The organism is Pseudomonas sp. TH37, from assembly GCF_016650735.1.
Lineage (GTDB): Bacteria > Pseudomonadota > Gammaproteobacteria > Pseudomonadales > Pseudomonadaceae > Aquipseudomonas > Aquipseudomonas farris.
On sequence record NZ_JAEKFD010000011.1, the window covers coordinates 1 to 24242 of the forward strand.

Genomic DNA, 24242 nt, shown 5'->3' on the forward strand with positions numbered 1-24242 from the left:
CGTAGGGCGATGCCCCCAGATGGATACCGGAGCGAAGGAACGCCGAGCCTTAGCGAGGGGCCGGACGCTTGGGGCGAAGACCTTTGCTTCCTTTGGGGCGTTTGCCAAAGGGAGGCGCCGTAAGGGCGAAACCATAAGCCGCCGTTACCGCAGCAATGGATATGTACTCAACCAACAAGAACCTGGTCGGCCCTAAGGCCGCCACGCCCTAAATCGCAGCCAATAAAAAACCCGCTGAAATCACTTTCAGCGGGTTTCTCATTTCAGCGACCAGGAAGATCAGAAATCTTCCAACCGCCACACCTCGTAAGCCGGCGTTTCATAGGGATGGCTCTCTTTCAGAGCCACCACCACCGCCCGAATCAACTCATCGCTGACCACAAGCTCAACCTTCCATTCCTCAACCTGCTCGACCTGCCCCGCTTCGCCAATGAACGGCTGACTGCCATCCAGTGGACGAAACTGACCCAACCCGAACACCTGCCACGCACAATGATCATAAGCCCCGATCCGCCCACCACCGGCAGCGAACACAGCACTCTTGACCACCTCGACATGACTGGCCGGAACAAAAAAACTGAGCTTGTACACGGCGCTTAGTTAACCCACACGCGAGCATTACGGAACATACGCATCCAAGGTGCGTCTTCGTTCCAGTCTTCCGAACGCCACGAGTTCTGCACGGCGCGGAATACACGCTCCGGGTGCGGCATCATGATGGTCACGCGACCGTCACGGCTGGTCAAACCGGTGATCCCGCGCGGCGAGCCGTTCGGGTTGGCCGGGTAGTTTTCGGTGACCTTGCCGTGGTTGTCGACGAAACGCATTGCCACGCAACCCGACAGATCAGCTTCCAGCAACGCTTCTTCGCTAGCGAATTCGGCATGGCCTTCGCCGTGTGCGATGGCGATCGGCATGCGCGAACCGGCCATGCCCTGCAGGAAGATCGAGTTCGAGTCCTGGATCTGTACCATCGCCACGCGAGCTTCGAACTGCTCGGAACGGTTACGCACGAAGTGCGGCCAGAACTCGCTGCCCGGGATCAGCTCGTGCAGGTTGGACATCATCTGGCAACCGTTGCACACGCCGAGGGTGAAGCTGTCGTTACGTTCGAAGAAGCCCTGGAAGGCATCGCGAGCACGGCTGTTGAACAGCGCGGACTTGGCCCAGCCCTCACCGGCACCCAGTACGTCGCCGTAGGAGAAACCGCCGCAAGCCACCAGACCTTTGAACTCGTTCAGGTCGACACGGCCGGCCAGAATATCGCTCATGTGCACGTCGATCGCGTTGAAACCGGCGCGGTCGAACGCGGCCGCCATTTCCACCTGACCGTTGACGCCCTGCTCACGCAGCACGGCAACCTGTGGGCGGATGCCTTTCTTGATGTAAGGCGCGGCGACATCCTGGTTGACGTCGTAGCTGAGCTTGACGCTCAGGCCCGGGTTGTCTTCTTCCAGCAGCACGTCGAACTCTTGTTCGGCGCAGTCGGCGTTGTCACGCAGACGCTGGATCTGGTAGCTGGTCTCGGCCCACTGACGTTGCAGCAGACGACGCTCACCTTCGAACACGGTGTCGCCGTTGAAGGTGATGTTGATCTGGCCGTTGTTCATTGGCTGACCGATCACCGAAACGCAGTCACTCAGGCCAGCTGCGCTGAACTGCGCGAGGATGTCTGGAGTGGCGTCCTGGCGAACCTGGATCACAGCGCCCAGTTCTTCGTTGAACAGGATCGCGGCGATGTCGGCGGAGGTTTCTGCCAGACCGTCGAGGTTCAGGCTCAGACCGCAGTGGCCGGCAAAGGCCATTTCCACCACGCTGGTCAGCAGACCACCGTCGGAACGGTCGTGGTAAGCCAGCAAGTGACCGTCGGCGTTGAGGCCCTGGATCACAGCGAAGAAGGCTTTCAGGTCTTCGGCGTCATCGACGTCCGGGGCCTGCTTGCCGAGTTTGCCGTGAACCTGAGCGAGGATCGAAGCGCCCATGCGGTTCTGACCGCGACCGAGGTCGATCAGGATCAGGTCGGTGGTGCCCTTGTCCATGCGCAGTTGCGGGGTCATGGTCTGACGGATGTCAGCCACGGGCGCGAAACCGGTCACGATCAGCGACATCGGCGAAGTGACAGTCTTGTCGACGCCTTCGTCGTTCCAGCGGGTGGCCATGGACATCGAGTCCTTGCCTACCGGAATGGTGATGCCCAGCTCAGGGCACAATTCCATGCCGACCGCTTTCACGGTGTCGTACAGACGCGCGTCTTCACCCGGGTGACCGGCGGCGGACATCCAGTTCGCCGACAGTTTGATGTCGGAGATTTTGGCGATGCGCGACGCCGCGATGTTGGTCAGGGTTTCGCCGATGGCCATGCGGCCCGACGCCGGAGCGTCCAGCAGAGCCAGCGGAGTGCGCTCGCCCATGGCCATGGCTTCACCGGTGTAGACGTCGAAGCTGGTGGCGGTGACGGCAACGTCAGCCACCGGAACCTGCCACGGACCGACCATCTGATCACGGGCCACGAGGCCGGTGATGGTGCGATCGCCGATGGTGATCAGGAAGCTTTTGCTGGCCACGGCCGGGTGATGCAGAACGCGCTCGACGCAGTCGGCGATCTCGAGGGTCGACGGATCGAAATCGTCGCCCAGCTCGTTTTCGCGAACGGCCGAACGGTGCATGCGCGGGGCTTTGCCCAGCAGCACTTCGAGCGGCATGTCCACCGGGCTGTTGCCGAAGTGGCTATCCGTGACAGTAAGCTGCGGTTCGGCAGTGGCTTCGCCGACCACGGCAAACGGGCAACGCTCACGTTCGCAGATCGCCTGGAAGCGTTCGAAGTCCGCAGGTCCCACCGCCAGAACGTAGCGTTCCTGGGATTCGTTACTCCAGATTTCGTGCGGGGCCATGCCCGGCTCGTCGTTTGGAATGTTGCGCAGTTCGAAGCGACCGCCACGGTTGCCGTCGTTGACCAATTCCGGGAAGGCGTTGGACAGACCGCCCGCGCCGACGTCGTGGATGAAGCTGATCGGGTTTTTGTCACCCAACTGCCAGCAACGGTCGATGACTTCCTGGCAGCGACGTTCCATTTCCGGGTTTTCGCGCTGTACGGATGCAAAGTCCAGATCCGCCGAGCTGGTGCCGGTGGCCATGGAAGAGGCAGCGCCGCCGCCCAGGCCAATGAGCATTGCCGGGCCGCCGAGCACGATCAGCTTGGAGCCGACGGTGATCTCGCCTTTCTGTACGTGTTCGGCACGGATGTTACCCATACCGCCGGCCAGCATGATCGGCTTGTGGTAACCGCGAACTTCGTCGCCACGCGGGGTGGTGATCGATTGTTCGAAGGTACGGAAGTAGCCGGTCAGGGCCGGACGACCGAATTCGTTGTTGAACGCGGCGCCACCCAGTGGGCCTTCGATCATGATGTCCAGCGCGGTAACGATGCGCTCAGGCTTGCCGTACGGCACTTCCCACGGCTGTTCGAAGCCCGGGATTTGCAGGTTGGACACGGTGAAACCAGTCAGGCCAGCCTTGGGCTTGGCGCCGCGACCGGTTGCGCCTTCGTCACGAATCTCACCGCCGCTACCGGTGGACGCACCCGGGAACGGGGCAATCGCGGTCGGGTGGTTGTGGGTTTCGACTTTCATCAGGATGTGCACCGGTTCCTGCACCGCCCCGTACTGACGGGTTTCAGGGTCCGGGAAGAAACGGCCGGCAACGGAGCCGACGATTACCGAGGCGTTGTCCTTATAAGCCGACAGAACACCTTCGCTGTGCATCTGATAGGTGTTCTTGATCATGCCGAACAGGCTTTTTTCCTGGCTCTGACCGTCGATGTCCCAACTGGCGTTGAAGATCTTGTGACGGCAGTGCTCGGAGTTCGCCTGGGCAAACATCATCAATTCGATGTCATGCGGGTTGCGCTTCAAGCCGACGAAGGCGTTGACTAAGTAGTCGATTTCGTCTTCGGCCAGGGCCAGGCCCAGTTCGGTGTTGGCTTTTTCCAGCGCGGCGCGGCCGCCACCCAACACGTCGATCGCGGTCAGGGGCTTGGGTTCGGCGTGGCTGAACAGGCCGGCGGCTTGTTCAAGGTTGTCCAATACGATCTGGGTCATGCGGTCATGCAGCGCGCCTGCGATCAGCTGCGCGTCGGCATCGCTGAACTGGCCGGCGACGTAGAACGCGATACCGCGCTCCAGGCGCTGGATCTTGGTCAGGCCGCAGTTGCGAGCGATGTCGCTGGCTTTACTGGACCACGGCGAGATAGTGCCGAAACGTGGCAACACCAGAAACAGACGACCGGTTGGCTCTTGTACTGGAACGCTTGGGCCGTACTTCAGAAGGCGCGCAAGCACCTGCTGTTCGTCGCCGGTCAGGACGCCGGTAACTTCGGCGAAGTGAGCGAATTCAGCATACAAGCCACTGACAGCCGGAACCTTCTGGCTCAGTTGCTCAAGGAGTTTGCTGTGGCGAAAGGCAGAAAGGGCAGGAGCGCCGCGCAGGATCAACATCTTCGGGACAGCCTCGGGAAGGGGTGTGCTTTGAGGCCGTGCATTCTAGCCTAAACCGCCCGCGACAGCACCCGAAACGGTATGCGCGGCTATACCCGAACGTCGGGCGGGGTTTTCGGACCTGTAACAGGTGCGTGCCGAGGGATATTTTTTCTGTCACAAAATACCGCTCGGGCCCATTCCTGCGGGCTCCGGAGCGGTTTTCAGTTGCTTAGCAGACAAGCCCTTCGCTGTCGAGATATGGCGCTCGTGGTCCTTTGCGTATACTGCGCAGATGTTTTCCCCAACGGCTTTGCGTCCGCGGTACGCCAAATGGCTGATCGCAACCGGACTCTTCCTGGTGCTCAGTGGCTGTGTTGATAAACCCAACACGCTGGAGCGCGTAAAGGAGGATGGCGTGCTGCGGGTGGTCACCCGTAACAGTCCCGCCACCTACTTTCAGGATCGCAACGGTGAGACCGGCTTCGAATACGAGCTGGTGAAGCGCTTCGCCGACGATCTGGGGGTGGAACTCAAGATCGAAACCGCCGACAACCTCGATGACCTGTTCAATCAGGTGGGCAAGCCTAATGGCCCGGTGCTGGCTGCTGCCGGTCTGGTCAGCAGCGAGCAACGCAAACAACAGGTGCGGTTTTCCCACTCTTACCTCGAAGTCACCCCACAGATCATCTACCGCAACGGTCAGTCACGGCCGACCGACGCAGGCGATCTGGTCGGCAAGAAGATCATGGTGCTCAAGGGCAGTACCCACGCCGAGCAATTGGCAGAGCTGAAAAAGAAATATCCCGGCATTGAATACGAAGAGTCCGACGCGGTCGAAGTCGTCGACTTGCTGCGCATGGTTGACGAAGCTCAGATAGATCTGACGCTGGTCGATTCCAACGAAGTCGCGATGAACCAGGTGTACTTCCCCAACGTGCGGGTCGCCTTTGATCTCGGTGACGCCAGCAATCAGAGCTGGGCCGTGGCCGCCGGCGAAGACAACAGCCTGCTCAACGAGATCAATACCTATCTCGACAAAGTGAAGAAAAACGGCACCCTGCAACGGCTCAAGGATCGCTATTACGGGCACGTCGACGTGCTGGGTTACATGGGCGCCTACACCTTCGCCCAACATCTGCAGCAACGGCTGCCCAAGTACGAACAACACTTCAAGACATACGCCAAGAAAGAGAAAGTCGACTGGCGTTTGTTGGCGGCAATCGGTTATCAGGAATCGCTGTGGCAAGCGGCGGTCACGTCCAAGACCGGCGTGCGCGGATTGATGATGCTGACCCAGAACACGGCGCAAGCCATGGGCGTGTCCAATCGCCTCGACCCCAAGCAAAGCATCATGGGCGGCGCAAAGTACCTGGCTTATATGAAGGATCAATTGGACGAGTCGATCCAGGAGCCGGATCGTACGTGGTTCGCACTGGCCGCCTACAACGTCGGCAGCGGTCACCTGGATGACGCGCGCAAACTGGCGGCCAAGGAAGGGTTGAACCCGGACAAGTGGCTGGATGTGAAGAAAATCCTGCCGCGTCTGTCGCAAAAACAGTGGTACAGCAAGACTCGTTACGGCTACGCCCGGGGCGGCGAGCCGGTGCACTTCGTGGCGAACATTCGTCGTTACTACGACATCCTGACGTGGGTCACGCAGCCGCAGCTGGAAGGCAATCAGGTCGCCGAGGGCAACCTGCATGTGCCGGGGGTCGACAAGACCAAGCCGAGCCAGGAAACCCCTCCGCTTTAAATCTTCGCCGTCTTCAAAGACGCCATCGCGGGCAAGCCACGCTCCCACAGGTCCGCGTCGAGTACATAATTGTCGTTCAACTCGGACCTGTGGGAGCGTGGCTTGCCCGCGATGGCAGCGCCGCCGATCTAGCCTTTCAAAGCGGCAGCCAGAATCAATGCCTTCATTTCCGACACCGCCGACTTGAACCCGACGAACAACGCATGGGCCACCAGCGCATGGCCGATGTTCAGTTCGTTGATGCCCTTGATGGCCGCAACAGCCTCGACGTTGTGATAGTGCAAGCCGTGACCGGCATTGACGATCAGCCCCTGGGCCAGACCGAATGCTACGCCATCGGCCACGCGCTTCAGCTCTTCAGCGACTTCGGTTGGCGTCTCGGCGTCCGCATAACGCCCGGTGTGCAATTCAATGGCCGGCGCACCGACACGGCGGGACGCTTCGATCTGCCGCTCGTCCGCGTCGATGAACAGCGACACTTCACAGCCGATCTTCGCCAGGCGATCCACCGCTGCCTTGATCCGTGCCTCCTGCCCTGCCACGTCCAGACCGCCTTCGGTGGTCAGCTCCTGACGGGTTTCCGGAACCAGGCAAATATGCGCCGAGCGGATGCGTTCGGCGAACGCCATCATTTCTTCGGTGACGCCCATTTCGAAGTTCATGCGGGTTTGCAGCACGTCCTTGAGCAGCAGCACATCGCGCTCTTGGATGTGCCGACGGTCTTCGCGCAGGTGCACGGTGATGCCGTCAGCGCCCGCCTCTTCCGCGTCCAGCGCTGCCTTGACCGGATCCGGGTAGCGAGTGCCCCGGGCCTGACGCAGGGTGGCAACGTGGTCGATGTTCACGCCAAGAAGAATGCGATTGCTGGTGGTCACGGAAGCGCTCCTGAAATAAGGGAAAGTTCGGTGCACAGCATACACGGGGAGCTTGGGTCTGTTGACGCAAGCATCAACAGTTCCTATGGCTTGAGAAACTATGGCTTGCGAAACAACTCGCGACTGACCAGAGGACGACCGCCCAGATGAACGGCCAATGCCTGACGCATCAGGCGCTTGGCAGCGGACAGCGCACCGGGCGCGGACCAGTCGGCATCGGCCATGGCCAGCAGCTCGATGCCGTTGAACAGACCCGGTTGCAGCAGATAGACCCGCTCCAGGCCCGCATCCACTTGCAAGCGATAGAGACCGTCCGGCGCGATGGGGTCGCCATGGATGTCGGCATTCAACGCAAAGCCGTAGCCGAGGTCGTCGAGCAAACGCCATTCGAAGGAGCGCAGCAAAGGCTCCAATGGACGGCCTTCGGCCAAGGCGAGCAAGGTCGCGGCGTAGTGATCGAAAACCGCGGGGTGAGGGTCTTCGGCGGGCAGCAGGCGAATCAGCAATTCGTTGAGGTAGAGGCCGCTGAACAGTGCCTCGCCGTTGAGCCAGGTGGAAACACCGGCGCTTTCCATGCGACCGACGTTTTTCAACTCACCCCGACCACGGAACTCGACTTCCAGCGGCACGAACGGCCGCGCCAATGTCCCGGCCTTACCCCGTGCGCTACGCAACACCGCCCGTAGCCGACCTTGCGGCGTAAGGAAATCCACCAGCGCACTGCTTTCGCGGTAGGCGCGGCTGTGGAGGACGTAGGCGGGTTGGCCGATGGGCTGGGTTGGGGACATGGAAATCGCAGTTCTCAATGAAGGAGCGCAGTTCTACAAACAACCAAAACCAATGTGGGAGCGGGCTTGCCCGCGATGGCGGACTTACATTCAACATCTCTGCTGAATGTTACATCCTCATCGCGGGCAAGCCCGCTCCCACAGGGTTCTACGGTGCAGCGCAGACCGGGTTTACAGATCGCCGTAACCCAGCGAACGCAGCGCACGCTCGTCGTCAGACCAGCCGCCCTTAACCTTGACCCACAGGTTGAGCATGATCTTGGAGTCGAACAGCAGCTCCATATCCTTGCGCGCCTCGGTGCCGATGCGCTTGATGCGCTCGCCCTTGTCGCCAATGATGATTTTCTTCTGGCCGTCACGTTCGACGAGGATCAACGCATGAATGTGCAGGGTTTTGCCCTGCTGCTTGAACTCTTCGATTTCCACGGTGATCTGGTACGGCAGCTCGGCGCCCAACTGGCGCATGATTTTCTCGCGCACCAGTTCGGCGGCGAGGAAACGGCTGCTGCGGTCAGTGATCTGATCTTCCGGGAAGAAGTGATCGTTTTCCGGCAGGTGCTCGGAGATCACTCGTTCCAGCGCGTCCAGATTGTGCCCGTGCTGGGCCGAGATCGGCATGATCTGCGCGTTCGGCAGCTGCTCCTGCAACCAGCTCAGGTGCGGCATCAGCTCGGATTTGTCTTCGATACGGTCGGTCTTGTTCAGCGCCACGATCAGCGGGCCGGTCACGTATTGAACGCGCTCGAGGACCATCTGGTCTTCGTCGGTCCACTTGGTGCGGTCAACCACGAAGATCACCACGTCGACGTCTTTCAACGCCGCCGAAGCGGTCTTGTTCATGTAGCGGTTCAGGGCCTTTTCGCCGCCCTTGTGCATGCCCGGGGTGTCGACGTAGATCGCCTGAACGGCGCCTTCGGTCTTGATGCCGAGCATGTTGTGACGGGTGGTCTGCGGCTTGCGCGAGGTGATCGCCAGCTTCTGACCCAGAATGTGGTTCAGCAGCGTGGACTTGCCCACGTTCGGACGGCCGACGATGGCAACATAGCCACAGCGAGTTGCGGTTGAATCAGTCATGGCCATTCTCCACGCCCAGGGCAATCAGTGCTGCGGCGGCCGCTACCTGTTCGGCAATACGACGACTCACACCCTGACCTCGGCTTTTTTCATTCAGTAAGATGATTTCACATTCGACGAAGAACGTCCGGCAATGCGGCTCACCCTGGATATCCACCACTTCGTAACGCGGCAGCTCACAACCACGGGACTGCAGGAATTCCTGCAGGCGGGTTTTCGGATCTTTGTTGGTGTCGACCAGCGTCAGGCCTTCGAACTCTCCGGCCAGCCAGGCCAGCACGCGCTCGCGCGCCATGTCCATGCCGGCGTCCAGGTAGATCGCACCGATCAGCGCTTCCAGGGCATCGGCCAGAATCGACTCGCGACGGAAACCGCCGCTTTTCAATTCGCCGGAGCCCAGGCGCAGGTATTCGCCCAGGTCGAAACCACGGGCCAGTACGGCCAGGGTCTCACCTTTCACCAAACGGGCGCGCAAACGCGACAACTGGCCTTCGCGGGCCAGCGGGAAGCGATCGAACAGCGCCTCGCCAGCAACGAAGTTGAGGATGGCATCACCGAGGAACTCCAGGCGTTCGTTGTTGCGCCCGGCAAAGCTGCGGTGAGTCAGGGCCAGGACCATCAGCTCCTGGTCTTTGAAGGTGTAGCCGAGCTGACGCTCTAGACGGCTTAAGGAGACGCTCACGGTTTACCCACGCTGAGTTCGTGGCTGGATTCCACCGCCATCGCCGTGGTGCGGCGCAGGCTTGGGACAATTAACGCTGTGTTCAAAAATAACGTCCTGAATATCGTTGTTTTCATGCTTCTGTCGCCGATTATGCCGACTCCAGAAATGCATTCGGCGCTGTGTTCAACAGCGCCGTGTGTGATTACTTGATCAGGCCAACCCGCGAGAAATTCGGCAGGTGACTGAGTTTGGGTTCCGGCCAGCTCATCCAGACTGCGAAGGCCTTGCCGACGATATTCTTGTCGGGAACCATGCCCAGCAGATCCTTGGGAATAGTCGGATCATCCCAGTAGCGACTGTCGTTCGAGTTGTCGCGGTTGTCGCCCATCATGAAGTAGTGCCCGGCAGGCACGGTCCACGAACGATCCGGCGCTGCGCGGTAGCGGCTCATTTCCTTGCGGATAAGGTGCTCGGCGATGCCGAGTTTTTCCTTGTAGAGCTCTGCGCTGCCCAACGTGCCCGGCTCGGAGCCGACCAGTTGTTCGGCAATCGACTCACCGTTGACGAACAGACGCTTGTCAGCGGTGTAGCGAATCTGGTCACCCGGCAGGCCGACCACACGCTTGATGTAATTGACGTTCGGGTCGCTCGGGTAGCGGAACACCATGACATCGCCGCGCTGCGGATCACCGACTTCGATGACTTTCTTGTCGATCACCGGCAGGCGGATCCCGTAAGAAAATTTGTTCACCAGAATGAAGTCGCCGACGTCCAGGGTCGGTTTCATCGAGCCGGAAGGAATCTGGAACGGTTCCACCAGGAACGAACGCAGCACCAGCACAATGAACAACACCGGGAAGAACGACTTGCCGTATTCGACCAGCAGCGGCTCTTTGTTCAGTTTCTCGACCACCACCATGTCAGCCTGGCTGACGCTACCCTGGTAAGAGTTAATGGCAGCCCGGCGCCGTGGCGCCAGGAACAGCAGATCGAGCAACGCCAACAGGCCGCAGACGAACACGGCGATGACCAGCAACAGCGGGAAATTTAGTGACATAGGACCTAACTATCCAACCTGAGCACTGCAAGGAAGGCTTCTTGTGGAATCTCCACGTTACCGACCTGCTTCATGCGTTTTTTACCGGCCTTTTGCTTTTCCAACAGCTTGCGCTTACGGCTAACGTCACCGCCGTAGCATTTGGCCAATACGTTCTTTCTGAGTGCCTTGACGGAAGTCCGCGCAATGATCTGCCCGCCGATGGCGGCCTGGATCGCGACGTCGAACATCTGGCGCGGAATCAGTTCTTTCATCTTCTCGGTCAACTGGCGACCTTTGTAGTGCGCATTGTCGCGGTGCACGATCAGCGCCAGGGCGTCGACCTTGTCACCGTTAATCAGCACATCCAGTTTCACCAGATTAGCTGATTGATAACGGTCGAAATGGTAATCCAGCGAAGCATAGCCACGACTGGTGGATTTCAGACGGTCGAAGAAGTCGAGGACCACTTCGTTCATCGGCAAATCGTAGGTCACTTGTACCTGGGTACCGAGGAACAGCATGTCGTGCTGCACGCCACGCTTTTCGATACACAGGGTAATGACGTTACCCAGGTGCTCTTGCGGCACAAGGATATTGGCCCGCACGATCGGTTCACGCATGTCTTCGATCGACGACAGGTCCGGGAGCTTCGACGGGTTATCGACGTAAATCGTTTCACCGGTTTTCAGCAACAGCTCGAAAATTACCGTCGGCGCAGTGGTAATCAGGTCCAGGTCGTACTCGCGCTCCAGGCGCTCCTGGATGATTTCCATGTGCAGCATGCCGAGGAACCCGCAACGGAAGCCGAAGCCCAGGGCGTCGGAGCTTTCCGGGGTGTACTGCAGGGACGAGTCGTTGAGCGTGAGCTTTTGCAGCGCTTCACGGAAATCTTCGAAGTCGTCGGAGCTGACCGGGAACAGACCGGCGTAAACCTGCGGCTGAATGCGTTTGAAGCCTGGCAGCACGTCAACGTCTGGCGTGGAGCTCAAGGTCAGGGTGTCACCGACCGGTGCACCGTGAATGTCCTTGATACCGGCAATGATGAAGCCCACTTCGCCGGCCTTCAGGTCAACGGTGGCGGTGTGTTTCGGGTTGAAGACACCGACGCTGTCCACCAGGTGGATCTTGCCGGTGGATTTAACGAGAATCTTGTCGCCCTTCTTCACACGACCGTGACGCACGCGTACCAGGGAAACAACGCCCAGGTAGTTGTCGAACCAGGAGTCGATGATCAACGCTTGCAGCGGATCTTCGTAGTTGCCGGTCGGCGCAGGAATGGTGTGAACCAGACGTTCGAGCACTTCGTCGACGCCCAGGCCAGTCTTGGCAGAGCACTCGACAGCATCGGTGGCATCGATGCCGATGATTTTTTCGATTTCTTCTTTGACGCGGTCCGGATCGGCCTGTGGCAGGTCGATCTTGTTCAGGACTGGCATGACTTCCAGGCCCTGCTCGATCGCCGTGTAGCAGTTGGCAACCGACTGCGCCTCAACGCCCTGACCGGCATCGACCACCAGCAATGCACCTTCACAGGCCGCCAGCGACCGGCTGACTTCGTAGGTGAAGTCAACGTGGCCGGGGGTATCAATGAAGTTCAGCTGGTACTTGATGCCATCGCGAGCGGTGTAATAAAGGGTGACGCTGTGGGCCTTGATGGTGATCCCGCGTTCACGCTCCAGGTCCATGGAGTCCAGCACCTGGGCTTCCATTTCGCGCTCGGCAAGGCCGCCGCACATCTGGATGAAGCGATCGGCCAGCGTCGACTTGCCATGGTCAATGTGGGCGATGATGGAGAAATTGCGGATATGACTCAAATCACTCACGGATCAACACTCAAAAAGGCTGCAGGCATAGCCCGCCGAAAAATAGCCGGGAATTGTACCTGATCCACGGCGCAAGCGTCACGTTCGCAGGTCAGACGGCGCGTACAAAAACGCCCCGGTCTTGCGACAGGGGCGTTTTGAGTGACAAGCCACATCGGGAATAACCCGCGATCAACCAGCCCGGCGCAACAACCAGACCCCGGCCAGGGCACAGACACCGGCCGGTACCAGCACCGCAAACAGCGGCGAGAAACCGAATACCAGGCTCGAAGGCCCCAACAAATCCTGGACGATGCGGAAGGTGAAGCCCACCAGCACACCGGTAAAGACCCGCTGACCGAGGGTCACCGAACGCAGCGGGCCGAAGATGAAGGAAATCGCCATCAGCACCAATGCGGCGGTCACCAGCGGCTGCAACACCTTGACCCAAAATGCCAGCCAGTAACGACCATTGCTCAAACCCTGGTCAGCCAGGTAGTGGATGTAACTCCACAGACCGGTGATCGACAGTGATTCAGGCGCCATCACCACGGTGCTCAGCAGTTGCGGGCTCAAGGCTACTTCCCAACGCTCCTCCGGAATTGTCACCACTTCGGTGTTCTTTTCATGGAACAACGTGGTCGTGACATCGCTCAGTTGCCAGTGATCCGTGTCGAATTCCGCGCGCTTGGCGAAGCTCGAAGACAGCATGTGGCGTTGATCGTCGAAGCGATAACGGGTCACGCCGTACAGCAGACCATTGGGTTGCACAGAGTTGACGTGAATGAACTCGTCACCCTGCCGGTGCCACAGACCGTGCTTGGCGCTTTGCGCGTCGCCACTGCCCTGGGCCAGCGAGCGGTTGGCCTGAGCGGTGACTTCCGTGGCCGGCGCGACGTACTCGCCAATCACTAACCCCACCACCATCAAAAGCAGCATCGGCTTCATGACAGCCCAGACTATCCGCCCCAGCGACACGCCCGCAGCACGCATGATGGTCAGTTCACTGTGGCTGGCCAGACTGCCGAGGCCGATCAGGCAACCGATCAGCGCCGCCATCGGCAACATGTCGTACAGACGGCGTGGAGCGGTCAGCAGCACGTAGCTCAGGACATCCATCAGCGTGTAGGTATCGCTGACCTCACTCATCTCATCGATGAAGGCAAACAGCGTTGCCAGACCGAGGATGATCCCCAGCACTGCCAGGATCGCGACGAATACGCTGCTACCGATGTAGCGATCGAGCTTATCCACGGGCCACCTCCAGCGCGCTGCGGCGACTCGCCATTTTCAAGCGCAGCGGCTCCCAGTACAGCAAGCCCAGGCCAATGGCCAGGAAGATCGCATGTACCCACCACAAGCCCAATGCCGCCGGGATCTTGCCCTTTTCGAGGGCGCCGCGAGCGGCAATCAGGATGGTCAGGTAAGCCATATAAAGAAGAATCGCCGGCAGCAGCTTGAGGAAACGGCCCTGACGCGGGTTGACCCGCGACAGCGGCACCGCCATCAGGGTCACGATGAAGACCAGCAACGGCAGAGACAGACGCCATTGCAGTTCGGTGCGCGAGCGGATGTCATCATTGCCCAGCAGGGAGCTGGTGGTCATTGCATCGCGGTCGGTAACTTCGTCGCTGACGTCCGGCTTGGGCAGCAATACGCCGTACTCGTCGTATTTGATGGCGCGGTAATCGGCCTGACCCGGATTACCGTCGTAGCGGTAGCCGTTGTCGAGAATCAGGTAGCGGTTACCGTCGGGGCGAATTTCCTGGCGCCCCTTCTCGGCCACCAACACGGAAATTCCACGATCCTTCTTATCGGAATTGATGTTCTTCTGCGAAATGAATACGCCGCCAAGGTTGATGCGGTCATCCGACAGTTGTTCGGTGTAGGTCACTCGAGTGCCGTCGCGCAAGGCCTGGAAGCGGCCTGGCTCAAGGGTATCGAATTCAGTCAGTGCGTCCTGTTTGTTCAGCAGCAACTGGAACTGGTTGGCACCCTGTGGCGCCAGGCTCAGGCTCAACCATGCCACCACCAGCGCAACCAGCGTGGCCGGAAACAGGGTGATGCGAAACAGTCGCTGCTGGCTCATGCCAGTGGCGGACAGCACGGTCATTTCGCTGTCGAGGTACAGACGACCGTAGGCCAGCAGGATGCCGAGAAACAGCCCCAAAGGCAGAATCAACTGCAGGAAACCCGGCAGACGGAAACCCATGATCAGGAACAGCGAACCCGGATCCAGAAGGCCAGAGGCCGCCTGGGCGAGGTACTTGATGAAGCGTCCGCTCATGATGATGACCAGCAGCACGGCGCTGACGGCGCTCAAGGTCAACAGGACTTCGCGGGATAGATAACGGAAGACAATCAAACCAGACACTCCAGGGTTGTCAGGCTAAGCGGCCAAACAAACAAACGTATCGGTCGGCCCGCAGAGCAGAGCCGCCGAAAAAGATGGCGCATTATCCTGTGATTGGGTGCGCCTGTCACTGCGCACGCTCAAGCAGACACCTGAACCACCGAAGTTCGCACGACCGAGGGTTGTCAGGCGCCGGTAGCGAGGTTCAAACTGCGGCCTTTGTCGCTGGCACTGCACCTGCGTCTTTCTACTTATAAGCAAGACTCTGCGCGTCGCGCACTTTGACCATTAATTCAGGGACCCAGACATGGAACTGGTTGTAAAAAGCGTTAGCCCGGAAACGTTGAAGACCGCCACGCTGGTGGTCGCCGTCGGCGAGGGCCGCAAACTCGGCGCCGTTGCCAAACAACTCGACGAGCTGAGCGGTGGCACCATCAGTGCCGTGCTCAAGCGCGGCGACCTGGCCGGCAAAGTCGGCCAGAGCCTGTTGCTGCACAGCCTGCCTAACCTCAAGGCCGAGCGCGTGTTGCTGGTAGGCGTGGGCAAGGATGAAGAGCTGGGCGATCGCCCGTTCCGCAAAATCATCGCCGGCATCCTCAACACCCTTAAAGGCCTGGGTGGCAGCGATGCAGTACTGGCCCTGGACGAAGTCGTGGTCAAAGGCCGCGACAGCTATGGCAAGACCCGCCTGCTGGCCGAAACCCTGGTGGATGGCGAGTACACCTTCGACCAGTTCAAGAGCCAGAAAGCCGACCCGCTCTCCTTGAAAAAAGTCACCCTGGTGACCATCAAGGCAGCACAGGCCGAAGTCGAACGCGCCGTGGCCCACGCCACCGCAATCGCCAATGGCATGGCCTTCACCCGTAACCTGGGCAACCTGCCGCCAAACATCTGCCACCCGACGTTCCTGGGCGAGCAAGCCAAGAACCTGGGCAAAGAATTCAAGAGCCTGAAAGTCGAAGTATTCGATGAGAAGAAGATCAAGGACCTGGGCATGGGCTCGTTCTACGCCGTCGGCCAGGGCAGCGCCCAGCCGCCGCGCTTGATCGTCATGCAATACAACGGCGGCAAGAAATCCGAGAAGCCATACGCACTGGTCGGCAAAGGCATTACCTTCGACACCGGCGGCATCAGCCTCAAGCCGGGCGCCGGCATGGATGAAATGAAGTACGACATGGGCGGCGCCGCCAGCGTGTTCGGTACCCTGCGTGCCGTGCTTGAGCTGAAACTGCCGATCAACCTAGTGTGCATCCTGGCCTGCGCCGAGAACATGCCGAGCGGCAACGCTTCGCGTCCGGGCGACATCGTCACCACCATGAGCGGCCAGACCGTGGAAATCCTCAACACCGACGCCGAAGGCCGTCTGGTGCTGTGCGATGCCCTGACCTACTCCGAACGCTTCAAGCCGCAAGCAGTGATCGACATCGCTACCCTGACCGGCGCTTGTGTCGTCGCACTGGGTTCTCACACCTCGGGCCTGCTGGGCAACAACGACGAGCTGATCGGCCAACTGCTGAGCGCCGGCCAATCCGCCGACGACCGCGCCTGGCAACTGCCGCTGTTCGATGAATATCAAGAGCAGCTGGACAGCCCGTTCGCCGACATCGCCAACATTGGCGGCCCGAAAGGCGGCGCCATCACCGCTGCCTGCTTCCTGTCGCGCTTCACCAAGAACCTGAACTGGGCGCACCTGGACATCGCCGGCACGGCCTGGACCAGCGGCGGCAAGGACAAGGGCGCCACTGGCCGCCCGGTTCCCCTGCTGACCCAATACCTGCTGGACCGCGCCAAAGCCTGAAACCGATGACCCAGAGGGCGTCACTTTCCGGTGACGCCCTCTGGGCTCAGGAACCGCAATGACCAAAGTCGACTTCTATATCCTGCCCAGCGCCGATCCTTCGGCACGGCTGGATTTCGCCTGCAAGCTCACCGAAAAAGCCTGGCGCATGGGCCACCGCATTTACCTGCACTGCAGCGATGCCGCCCAGCGTGATGATCTCGATGCACGTTTGTGGGCCTTCAAGGGCGAAAGCTTCGTGCCCCACGGTCCCGCCGAAAGCGAGCCGGAGGGTTTGATTGTCCTGGGTCTTGGCGAGGACTGCGGTCAGCATCAGGATCTGCTGGTCAATCTCGACCTGAAAGTCCCGGTATTTGCCAAACAGTTCGCCCGCGTGGCGGAAGTGGTGGTGGAAGATCCGACGATTCGTTCGGCTGCGCGGGAGAGTTTCCGTTTCTACCGCGAACAGGGCTATCCTCTGCAAGATCACCGTTTACAGCGACTCTGAGCATTCCGATGGACACTCCAAAACCGCAGCAAAATTCCGCGCATCTGCTGGATGACCTCGAGTCGATCCGCCAACTGCTCGGTGATGACAACCTGCAACCGCCCTTGCTGACCGACACGGTCATTGAAGGTGATCAGGAACAGATCCCCATGCTGTTCGACACGGTCGGCAATGCGCCGCAACCGGTCGAAACGACACCGCCGCCCGCCCCAGCCGCGCAACCGTCGCCTGCCGCCAGCAAAGGCCCCGACGCCCTGCTGCACCTGGACAGCGAACTGCGCGCCGCCGCGCTATTGATCATGCAAGACGTGATCGACGACTTCGCCCCGCACATCGAAACCGAAATCAAACGCCGTCTAGATGCGCGGATGGAACGGTTGTTGAGCCAGTACGAATAACACTGAGTCGAGCGGGCTTCTGTGGCGAGGGAGCTTGCTCCCGCTCGGTTGCGAAGCAGCCGCAAAGCCTGAACACGCGGAGTACCTGACACACCTGACTTGCTGATGTCGGGGCCGCTTCGCGCCCCAGCGGGAGCAAGCTCCCTCGCCACAGGTCCATTCCACACTTTGATCTGCGCCCTGTCCGCACCTGCTCGCCCTACGCCCCATGCCCCGCTATACTTGCCGGCTTTTCCTGAATAAATGCCAATAGGGTCCCGCCGCGCATGGATAAGACCTACCAGCCGCACGCCATTGAAACTTCCTGGTACAACACTTGGGAGTCTGAGAATTACTTCGCCCCGCAAGGCGCGGGCGAGTCCTACACCATCATGATCCCGCCGCCGAACGTCACCGGCAGCCTGCACATGGGTCACGGCTTCAACAACGCGATCATGGACGCCCTGATCCGTTTCCGCCGCATGCAGGGTCGCAACACCCTGTGGCAGCCGGGTACCGACCACGCCGGTATCGCCACGCAAATGCTGGTGGAGCGCCAACTCGAAGCCCAAGGCCAGAATCGCCATGATCTGGGCCGCGAAAAATTCCTCGAGAAAGTCTGGGAATGGAAGGATCAGTCCGGCGGCAACATCAGCCGTCAGATCCGCCGCCTCGGCTCGTCCGTGGACTGGAGCCGTGAGCGCTTCACCATGGACGACGGCCTCTCGGAAGCAGTTAAAGAAGCGTTCGTGCGCCTGCACGAAGACGGGCTGATCTACCGCGGCAAGCGTCTGGTCAACTGGGACACCAAGCTGCACACGGCGATTTCCGACCTCGAAGTGGAAAACCACGACGAGAAAGGTTTCCTGTGGAACCTGAAGTACCCGCTGGCCGACGGCGCCAAAACCGCTGAAGGCAACGACTACCTGATCGTCGCGACCACGCGTCCGGAAACCATGCTCGGCGACGCCGCCGTGGCCGTTAACCCGAACGATGAACGCTACAAAGCCCTGATCGGCAAATTTGTCGAGCTGCCGCTGGTTGGCCGCCGCATCCCGATCATCGCCGACGATTACTGCGATCCTGAATTCGGCACCGGTTGCGTGAAAATCACCCCGGCCCACGATTTCAACGACTACGAAGTCGGCAAGCGCCACAACCTGCCACTGCTGAACATCTTCGACAAGAATGCCCACGTGCTGCCGGCCTGTCAGGTGTTCAACCTCGACGGCAAGCTTAACGAAAGCATCGACGGCAAGATCCCGGCCGAATACGCCGGCCTCGACCGCTTCGAAGCGCGTAAACAGATCGTGGCTGCATTCGAAGCCGCCGGCCTGCTGGTCAGCGTCGACGATCATGCCCTGAAAGTGCCGAAAGGCGACCGCTCCGGCACCATCATCGAGCCGTGGCTGACCGACCAGTGGTACGTCTCTACCAAGCCATTGGCCGAGCCGGCCATCGCTGCGGTTGAAGACGGCCGCATTCAGTTCGTGCCGAAACAATACGAAAACATGTACTTCTCGTGGATGCGCGACATCCAGGATTGGTGCATCAGCCGTCAGCTGTGGTGGGGCCACCGGATTCCGGCCTGGTACGACGAGTCGGGCAAGGTCTATGTCGGTCGCGACGAAGCCGAAGTGCGTGCCAAGAACAACCTCGGCCCGGACGTTGCGCTGCAACAGGACAACGACGTTCTGGATACCTGGTTCAGTTCGGGCCTGTGGACTTTCTCCACTCTCGGCTGGCCGGAGCAGACCGAATTCCTGAAGAAATTCCACTCCACCGACGTGCTGGTGACCGGTTTCGACATCATTTTCTTCTGGGTTGCCCGGATGATCATGCTCACCATGCACTTGGTGAAAAACGAAGACGGCACGCCGCAGGTTCCGTTCAAGACCGTTTATGTGCACGGTCTGGTACGTGATGGCCAGGGCCAGAAGATGTCCAAGTCCAAGGGCAACGTCCTGGACCCGCTGGACATCATCGACGGCATCGAGCTGGAGGAGCTGGTGCAGAAACGCACCTCCGGCATGATGCAGCCGAAACTGGCGAAGAAGATCGAGAAGCAGACCCGCGACGAGTTCGCCGACGGCATCGCCAGCTACGGCACCGACGCCCTGCGTTTCACGTTCTGCTCGCTGGCATCGACCGGTCGCGACATCAAGTTCGACATGGGCCGCGTCGAAGGCTATCGCAACTTCTGCAACAAGATCTGGAACGCTGCGCGCTACGTGCTGGACAAAGGCGAAGACTGCGGTCAGAACGGCGAAGCCTACGAGCTGTCCCTGGCAGATCGCTGGATCATTTCGCAGCTGCAACGCACTGAAGCCGAAGTGACTCGTCAGCTCGATCAGTTCCGTTTCGACCTGGCCGCACAAGCCTTGTACGAGTTCATCTGGAACCAGTATTGCGATTGGTACCTGGAACTGTCCAAGCCTGTGCTGTGGGACGAAAATGCACCGGTCGAACGTCAGCGCGGCACCCGCCGCACGCTGGTTCGAGTGCTGGAAGTCGCGCTGCGTCTGGCGCACCCGTTCATGCCGTTCATCACCGAAGAAATCTGGCAGCGTGTCGCGCCGCTGGCCGGTATCGAAGGCAAGACGATCATGCTGCAACCTTGGCCAGTGGCCAACGAAGCACGCATCGATCAGGGCGCCGAAGACGACATCGAATGGCTCAAGGGCCTGATGCTCGGCACGCGTAACATCCGTGGCGAAATGAACATCGGTCCAGGCAAGCCGCTGAACCTGTTCCTGAAAAACGTCAGCGCCGAAGATCAGCGCCGTCTCACCGAGAACGAAGCGCTACTGAAGAAGCTGGCGCGTCTGGAATCGATCACCGTTCTGAAGGCAGGCGAAGAAGCACCGCTGTCCGCCACCGCTCTGGTTGGCGAGATGGAAGTGCTGGTGCCAATGGCTGGCCTGATCGACAAGGACGCCGAACTGGCTCGCCTGGACAAGGAAATCCTGCGTCTGCAGGGCGAAGTTCAGCGCGTCGGCGGCAAGCTGTCCAACGCCGGTTTCGTCGACAAGGCCCCGGCCGAAGTCATCGAGAAGGAACGCGCCAAACTGGCTGAAGCTGAACAGGCTTTGGGCAAGCTGGCCGAGCAACATGCGCGGATTGCCAGTTTGTAACGGCAAGTCGCAATGAAAAAGGGAGGCCCGCAACGGCCTCCTTTTTTATGCCCGCCTCTTTCCTCCACACACCAAAAATCCCTGTGGGAGCGGGCTTGCCCGCGATGGCGTCCTTGCAGCCACATCAATGATGGATGTGATGTCCTCATCGCGGGCAAGCCCGCTCCCACAGGGAACAGCGGCGAACTTTACAATTGGGTTCACAACGGCTGGATGTGGGACAATACCCGCCACTTTTAGCCATACCCGAATCGACAACGCCCATGAACGCCCCCCGCACACCAAGACCTGCGCGCAAGAAGCCTGACTCCGCTACCCCGGCCAAAGCCGTGGAACCCCGTGAGAAGGCCAGCCTGCATCCGCGCAATCGCCACCAGGGTCGTTATGACTTCCCGGCGCTGATCAAAACTACGCCGGAATTGGCGAAGTTCGTGATCATCAACCCGTATAGCAAGGAAAGCATCGACTTCGCCAGCCCGGACGCGGTTCGGGTGTTCAACCGGGCGCTGCTCAAGTCGTTCTACGGCATTGCCCATTGGGACATTCCGGCCGATTACCTGTGCCCACCGGTGCCGGGTCGCGCTGACTACGTGCATTTCCTGGCCGACCTGCTGGCCAGCGTCAACGACGGCGAGATTCCTCGCGGTGCGCCGGTCAAGGTGCTCGATATCGGCATGGGCGCCAACTGCGTCTATCCGCTGATCGGCTACAGCGACTACCGCTGGCACTTCCTCGGCTCGGAAATCGACCCGACGGCCGTGGCCGCCGCCAAAGCCATCGTGCAGTCCAACGGGCTGAACAAAGCCATCCAGCTGCGCCAGCAAAGCAATCCCAAGCACATTCTGCTGGGCCTGCTCGAGCCCGGCGAACGCTTTGACCTGACCATGTGCAACCCGCCGTTCCACGCTTCGATGGACGAGGCCACCAAGGGCAGCGAGCGTAAATGGCGCGCACTGGGCCGCGCCGATCCGAAACGCAAACTGCCGGTGCTGAACTTTGGCGGTCAATCGGCCGAACTGTGGTGCGAAGGCGGGGAAGCACGGTTTGTGACGCAACTGATCGCCGAGAGCGCGCATTTTCAACACAAAGTGCTTTGGTTCAGCACCCTGGTCTCGAAAGCCTCAAACCTGCCTGCGATCCAGACGGCGCTGAAAAAGGCTGGCGTGCTGGAAAGCCAGGTCGTGGAAATGTCGCAAGGGCAGAAGCAAAGCCGCTTCGTCGCCTGGACGTTCCAGACTAAAAGCGAGCAGCAGGTCTGGCGCGAACGTTGGGCGCGTAAAAGCTGAGTAATTGCTGACAAGCCAAATTACTGAGTGCTGAAATCCCTGTGGGAGCGGGCTTGCCCGCGAAAGCAGTGTGCCAGGCGTCAAAGAAGGCGACTGACACGCCGCCATCGCGGGCAAGCCCGCTCCCACAAGGATCGGCGGTGTTTGAAGAATTTATGGCACAAAAAAACCGTGCCCGGATTGCTCCGAAGCACGGTTTTTTTATAACAAGTCTTACTTGTTAACAGCGTCGGTCAGGCCTTTGGCCACAACCAGCTTGATAACTTTCTTGGCAGCGATTTCGATGGCAGCGCCAGTCGAAGGGTTGCGGCCGGTACGGGCAGGACGCTCAGTCACTTTCAGCTTGCCGATACCTGGCAGGGTGATTTCGCCGCCGTTTTCCAGCTGATCAGCAACGATTTGGCCCAGTTGGTCCAGAGCGTTACGCGCGGTGGTTTTTGGCGCGTCGATAGCTTCAGCGATGTCGGCGATCAGTTGGTCTTTAGTAAGAGCCATGTAATGTTCCTTCCCTATCAAATTCATATGGATTGCAGAGTGCAGTGTCAGCCATCGAGCCCGATCTTCTGGATCTGGCACCCTCGGCCATAACCACGACGAGTCGGGGTTATAGATACCGAAATCAGGGTTTGGTTCGACCTGACAAATGCTGAATGCACGCTTAACGCAGTGACTTCGCGTAAGACCGGGCAAAACTAGCACAGAGACGGGGAAATATCCGCCTCTAGCTACCCATTTGGTCAGCTTTATTGCTCTAAATCGGCAAAAAACTGCATAAGGGCCGGCGGACAGCTGCAAATTGCCCTTGGCACCACGCCAAAACCAGTGGTTGCGGTACACTGAGCGCTTTTTCGGGGGAGCACGCCCTCCTCTCTTCAATCAGCCGAGAAGCCCATGCCGATCCGTCATTGCATCGTCCACCTGATCGACAAAAAACCCGACGGCACACCCGCAGTTCTTCATGCCCGCGATTCCGAACTGGCCGAGTCCAGCGCCATCGAGTACATGCTTGCCGACCTCAACGAGAGCTACAACGCCAAACAAGGCAAGGCCTGGGGTTTCTTCCATGCCGAGTCCGGGGCGCATCCGTTCAGCGGCTGGCTGAAGGAATACCTCGACGGCGGTAAAGACTTCACAGCTTTCAGCCGGGTGGCGGTGGAACATCTGCAAAAGCTGATGGAAGAGTCGAACCTCTCTGTGGGCGGCCACGTGCTGTTCGCGCATTACCAGCAGGGCATGACCGATTACCTCGCCATCGCCCTGCTGCACCACAGTGAAGGCGTGGCAGTGACCGATCAGCTGGACGTGACCCCTTCGCGACACCTGGACCTTGGCCAGTTGCACCTGGCAGCGCGGATCAACGTCTCCGAGTGGCAGAACAACAAGCAGTCCAAGCAGTACATCTCGTTCATCAAAGGCAAGAACGGCAAAAAGGTTTCGGAGTACTTCCGCGACTTCATCGGCTGCCAGGAAGGCGTCGACGGCCCCGGCGAAACCCGCACCCTGCTCAAGGCCTTCAGTGACTTCGTCGAAAGCGAAGACCTGCCGGAAGAGTCCGCACGCGAGAAGACCAAGACCCTGGTGGATTACGCCAGCAGCCAGGCAAAAATGGGCGAGCCCATGGGCCTGGAAGAACTGTCCGAGCTGATCGACGAAGAGCGCCCGAAAGCTTTCTACGATCACATCCGCAACAAGGACTACGGCCTGTCGCCTGAGATCCCTGCGGATAAGCGCACCCTGAACCAGTTCCGCCGCTTTACCGGCCGCGCCGAGGGCTTGTCCATCAGCTTCGAAGCGCACCTGCTGGGCTCGAAGATCGAATATGACGAAGAAGCCGGTACGCTGATCATCAAAGGCCTGCCGACCCAATTGACCGACCAGCTCAAGCGACGCAACTGATGCTCGGCGGCGTATTGAAGAAATGCCTGCTGATCTTGCTGGTGGTCGTGGTTTACCAGAACTGGGGCAAGATCGAGCGCGTGTTTCACCCCTCGCAAGTGGTGTCCGAGCAGACTCAGGCCAAGGCCAATGTCGTGCTCTACGCCACCGATTGGTGCGGCTACTGCAAGCTGACCCGGCGCTTTCTCGACCAGAAGGGCATTCCGTACAAGGAATTCGATATCGAGAAAGATGCGCAGGCGCGCACGGCCTATGAGGCGCTGGGAGGACGCGGGATTCCGCTGATCGATGTCAACGGAACGTTGATACGCGGGTATGACCCGGACAAGGTTCTTGCGGCGCTGGAATAGCTCTTCAGACCCGACCCCGTCCCTTGTGGGAGCTGGCTTGCCTGCGATAGCGCAGTGTCAGGCAACATCAATATTGCTGGGCTGACCTCAT

At 59.8% G+C, this 24242-nt stretch carries 19 protein-coding genes; 8 read left to right on the top strand and 11 right to left on the bottom strand.

Annotated elements, in window-relative coordinates; all coding sequences use genetic code 11:
• Positions 1-279 precede the first annotated feature (279 nt).
• Both JFU11_RS23460 and purL read right to left on the bottom strand, forming a co-directional pair.
• Entirely contained in the window at positions 280-591 is a 312-nt protein-coding gene (locus tag JFU11_RS23460) for a YqfO family protein (protein ID WP_038981681.1), read from the bottom strand.
• A gap of 5 nt (positions 592-596) precedes the next feature.
• Positions 597-4493 carry a phosphoribosylformylglycinamidine synthase gene (gene purL / locus JFU11_RS23465; RefSeq protein ID WP_201062256.1) on the bottom strand — a complete coding sequence of 1299 codons (3897 nt, stop codon included), beginning with the start codon at positions 4491-4493 and terminating at the stop codon, positions 597-599.
• A gap of 274 nt (positions 4494-4767) precedes the next feature.
• Between purL and mltF the strand changes: the two genes are divergently transcribed.
• Positions 4768-6228: a membrane-bound lytic murein transglycosylase MltF gene (gene mltF / locus JFU11_RS23470; RefSeq protein WP_201087480.1), complete on the top strand. Its 1461-nt coding sequence runs from the start codon at positions 4768-4770 to the stop codon at positions 6226-6228.
• 128 nt (positions 6229-6356) lie between these two features.
• On the opposite strand, the gene pdxJ is transcribed toward mltF, so the two are convergent.
• From pdxJ to lptF, 8 genes are all read right to left on the bottom strand, one after another.
• On the bottom strand, positions 6357-7103 hold the full coding sequence (gene pdxJ / locus JFU11_RS23475; RefSeq protein ID WP_201062258.1) for a pyridoxine 5'-phosphate synthase: 747 nt from the start codon (positions 7101-7103) through the stop codon (positions 6357-6359).
• Between the two features lie 98 nt (positions 7104-7201).
• Positions 7202-7891 carry a DNA repair protein RecO gene (gene recO / locus JFU11_RS23480; protein WP_123358192.1) on the bottom strand — a complete coding sequence of 230 codons (690 nt, stop codon included), beginning with the start codon at positions 7889-7891 and terminating at the stop codon, positions 7202-7204.
• A gap of 171 nt (positions 7892-8062) precedes the next feature.
• Positions 8063-8965, bottom strand: a complete 903-nt coding sequence (era, locus tag JFU11_RS23485; RefSeq protein WP_123719439.1) for a GTPase Era — start codon at positions 8963-8965, stop codon at positions 8063-8065.
• A complete protein-coding gene (rnc, locus tag JFU11_RS23490; protein ID WP_052966248.1) occupies positions 8958-9647 on the bottom strand; it encodes a ribonuclease III in 690 nt (229 codons plus the stop codon). The genes era and rnc overlap by 8 nt, the downstream gene beginning before the upstream one ends.
• Before the next feature lie 184 nt (positions 9648-9831).
• Positions 9832-10686 (bottom strand): signal peptidase I, encoded by an 855-nt coding sequence (gene lepB, locus JFU11_RS23495; protein WP_123719440.1) that lies wholly within the window; start codon positions 10684-10686, stop codon positions 9832-9834.
• 5 nt (positions 10687-10691) lie between these two features.
• Positions 10692-12491, bottom strand: a complete 1800-nt coding sequence (lepA, locus tag JFU11_RS23500; RefSeq protein WP_038981674.1) for a translation elongation factor 4 — start codon at positions 12489-12491, stop codon at positions 10692-10694.
• A gap of 171 nt (positions 12492-12662) precedes the next feature.
• Positions 12663-13724 (bottom strand): LPS export ABC transporter permease LptG, encoded by a 1062-nt coding sequence (gene lptG / locus JFU11_RS23505; protein WP_123719441.1) that lies wholly within the window; start codon positions 13722-13724, stop codon positions 12663-12665.
• On the bottom strand, positions 13717-14835 hold the full coding sequence (lptF, locus tag JFU11_RS23510) for an LPS export ABC transporter permease LptF (RefSeq protein WP_123719442.1): 1119 nt from the start codon (positions 14833-14835) through the stop codon (positions 13717-13719). Before lptF ends, lptG begins: the two co-directional genes overlap by 8 nt.
• Before the next feature lie 295 nt (positions 14836-15130).
• Here lptF and JFU11_RS23515 point away from each other — a divergent pair, with 295 nt between their 5' ends.
• From JFU11_RS23515 to rlmF, 5 genes are all read left to right on the top strand, one after another.
• Positions 15131-16621 carry a leucyl aminopeptidase gene (locus JFU11_RS23515; protein WP_123719443.1) on the top strand — a complete coding sequence of 497 codons (1491 nt, stop codon included), beginning with the start codon at positions 15131-15133 and terminating at the stop codon, positions 16619-16621.
• A gap of 58 nt (positions 16622-16679) precedes the next feature.
• The gene (locus tag JFU11_RS23520) at positions 16680-17108 is read left to right on the top strand and encodes a DNA polymerase III subunit chi (RefSeq protein WP_201062259.1); all 429 of its coding nucleotides are present in this window, start codon (positions 16680-16682) and stop codon (positions 17106-17108) included.
• A gap of 8 nt (positions 17109-17116) precedes the next feature.
• Complete coding sequence (locus JFU11_RS23525; protein WP_008072054.1) at positions 17117-17506, top strand: hypothetical protein; 390 nt, start codon at positions 17117-17119, stop codon at positions 17504-17506.
• 266 nt (positions 17507-17772) lie between these two features.
• Positions 17773-20619, top strand: coding sequence for a valine--tRNA ligase (locus JFU11_RS23530; RefSeq protein WP_123719444.1), 2847 nt, complete (start codon positions 17773-17775; stop codon positions 20617-20619).
• A gap of 263 nt (positions 20620-20882) precedes the next feature.
• A complete protein-coding gene (gene rlmF / locus JFU11_RS23535; protein WP_201062260.1) occupies positions 20883-21905 on the top strand; it encodes a 23S rRNA (adenine(1618)-N(6))-methyltransferase RlmF in 1023 nt (340 codons plus the stop codon).
• 213 nt (positions 21906-22118) lie between these two features.
• On the opposite strand, the gene JFU11_RS23540 is transcribed toward rlmF, so the two are convergent.
• Complete coding sequence (locus JFU11_RS23540) at positions 22119-22400, bottom strand: HU family DNA-binding protein (protein ID WP_007905514.1); 282 nt, start codon at positions 22398-22400, stop codon at positions 22119-22121.
• Between the two features lie 396 nt (positions 22401-22796).
• Here JFU11_RS23540 and yejK point away from each other — a divergent pair, with 396 nt between their 5' ends.
• Complete coding sequence (yejK, locus tag JFU11_RS23545) at positions 22797-23801, top strand: nucleoid-associated protein YejK (protein WP_038981666.1); 1005 nt, start codon at positions 22797-22799, stop codon at positions 23799-23801.
• Positions 23801-24151 (top strand): glutaredoxin family protein, encoded by a 351-nt coding sequence (locus JFU11_RS23550; protein WP_123719445.1) that lies wholly within the window; start codon positions 23801-23803, stop codon positions 24149-24151. The genes yejK and JFU11_RS23550 overlap by 1 nt, the downstream gene beginning before the upstream one ends.
• The last annotated feature ends 91 nt before the right edge of the window (positions 24152-24242 follow it).

Bases quoted from the DNA above. Each gene is read 5' to 3' on its own strand.
- recO (WP_123358192.1), bottom strand. From the start codon at position 7,891: ATGTCCCCAACCCAGCCCATCGGCCAACCCGCCTACGTCCTCCACAGC.
- yejK (WP_038981666.1), top strand. From the start codon at position 22,797: ATGCCGATCCGTCATTGCATCGTCCACCTGATCGACAAAAAACCCGAC.
- JFU11_RS23525 (WP_008072054.1), top strand. From the start codon at position 17,117: ATGGACACTCCAAAACCGCAGCAAAATTCCGCGCATCTGCTGGATGAC.
- era (WP_123719439.1), bottom strand. From the start codon at position 8,965: ATGACTGATTCAACCGCAACTCGCTGTGGCTATGTTGCCATCGTCGGC.
- mltF (WP_201087480.1), top strand. From the start codon at position 4,768: ATGTTTTCCCCAACGGCTTTGCGTCCGCGGTACGCCAAATGGCTGATC.
- JFU11_RS23540 (WP_007905514.1), bottom strand. From the start codon at position 22,400: ATGGCTCTTACTAAAGACCAACTGATCGCCGACATCGCTGAAGCTATC.
- JFU11_RS23530 (WP_123719444.1), top strand. From the start codon at position 17,773: ATGGATAAGACCTACCAGCCGCACGCCATTGAAACTTCCTGGTACAAC.
- rlmF (WP_201062260.1), top strand. From the start codon at position 20,883: ATGAACGCCCCCCGCACACCAAGACCTGCGCGCAAGAAGCCTGACTCC.
- JFU11_RS23550 (WP_123719445.1), top strand. From the start codon at position 23,801: ATGCTCGGCGGCGTATTGAAGAAATGCCTGCTGATCTTGCTGGTGGTC.
- JFU11_RS23520 (WP_201062259.1), top strand. From the start codon at position 16,680: ATGACCAAAGTCGACTTCTATATCCTGCCCAGCGCCGATCCTTCGGCA.
- JFU11_RS23515 (WP_123719443.1), top strand. From the start codon at position 15,131: ATGGAACTGGTTGTAAAAAGCGTTAGCCCGGAAACGTTGAAGACCGCC.
- purL (WP_201062256.1), bottom strand. From the start codon at position 4,493: ATGTTGATCCTGCGCGGCGCTCCTGCCCTTTCTGCCTTTCGCCACAGC.
- lepB (WP_123719440.1), bottom strand. From the start codon at position 10,686: ATGTCACTAAATTTCCCGCTGTTGCTGGTCATCGCCGTGTTCGTCTGC.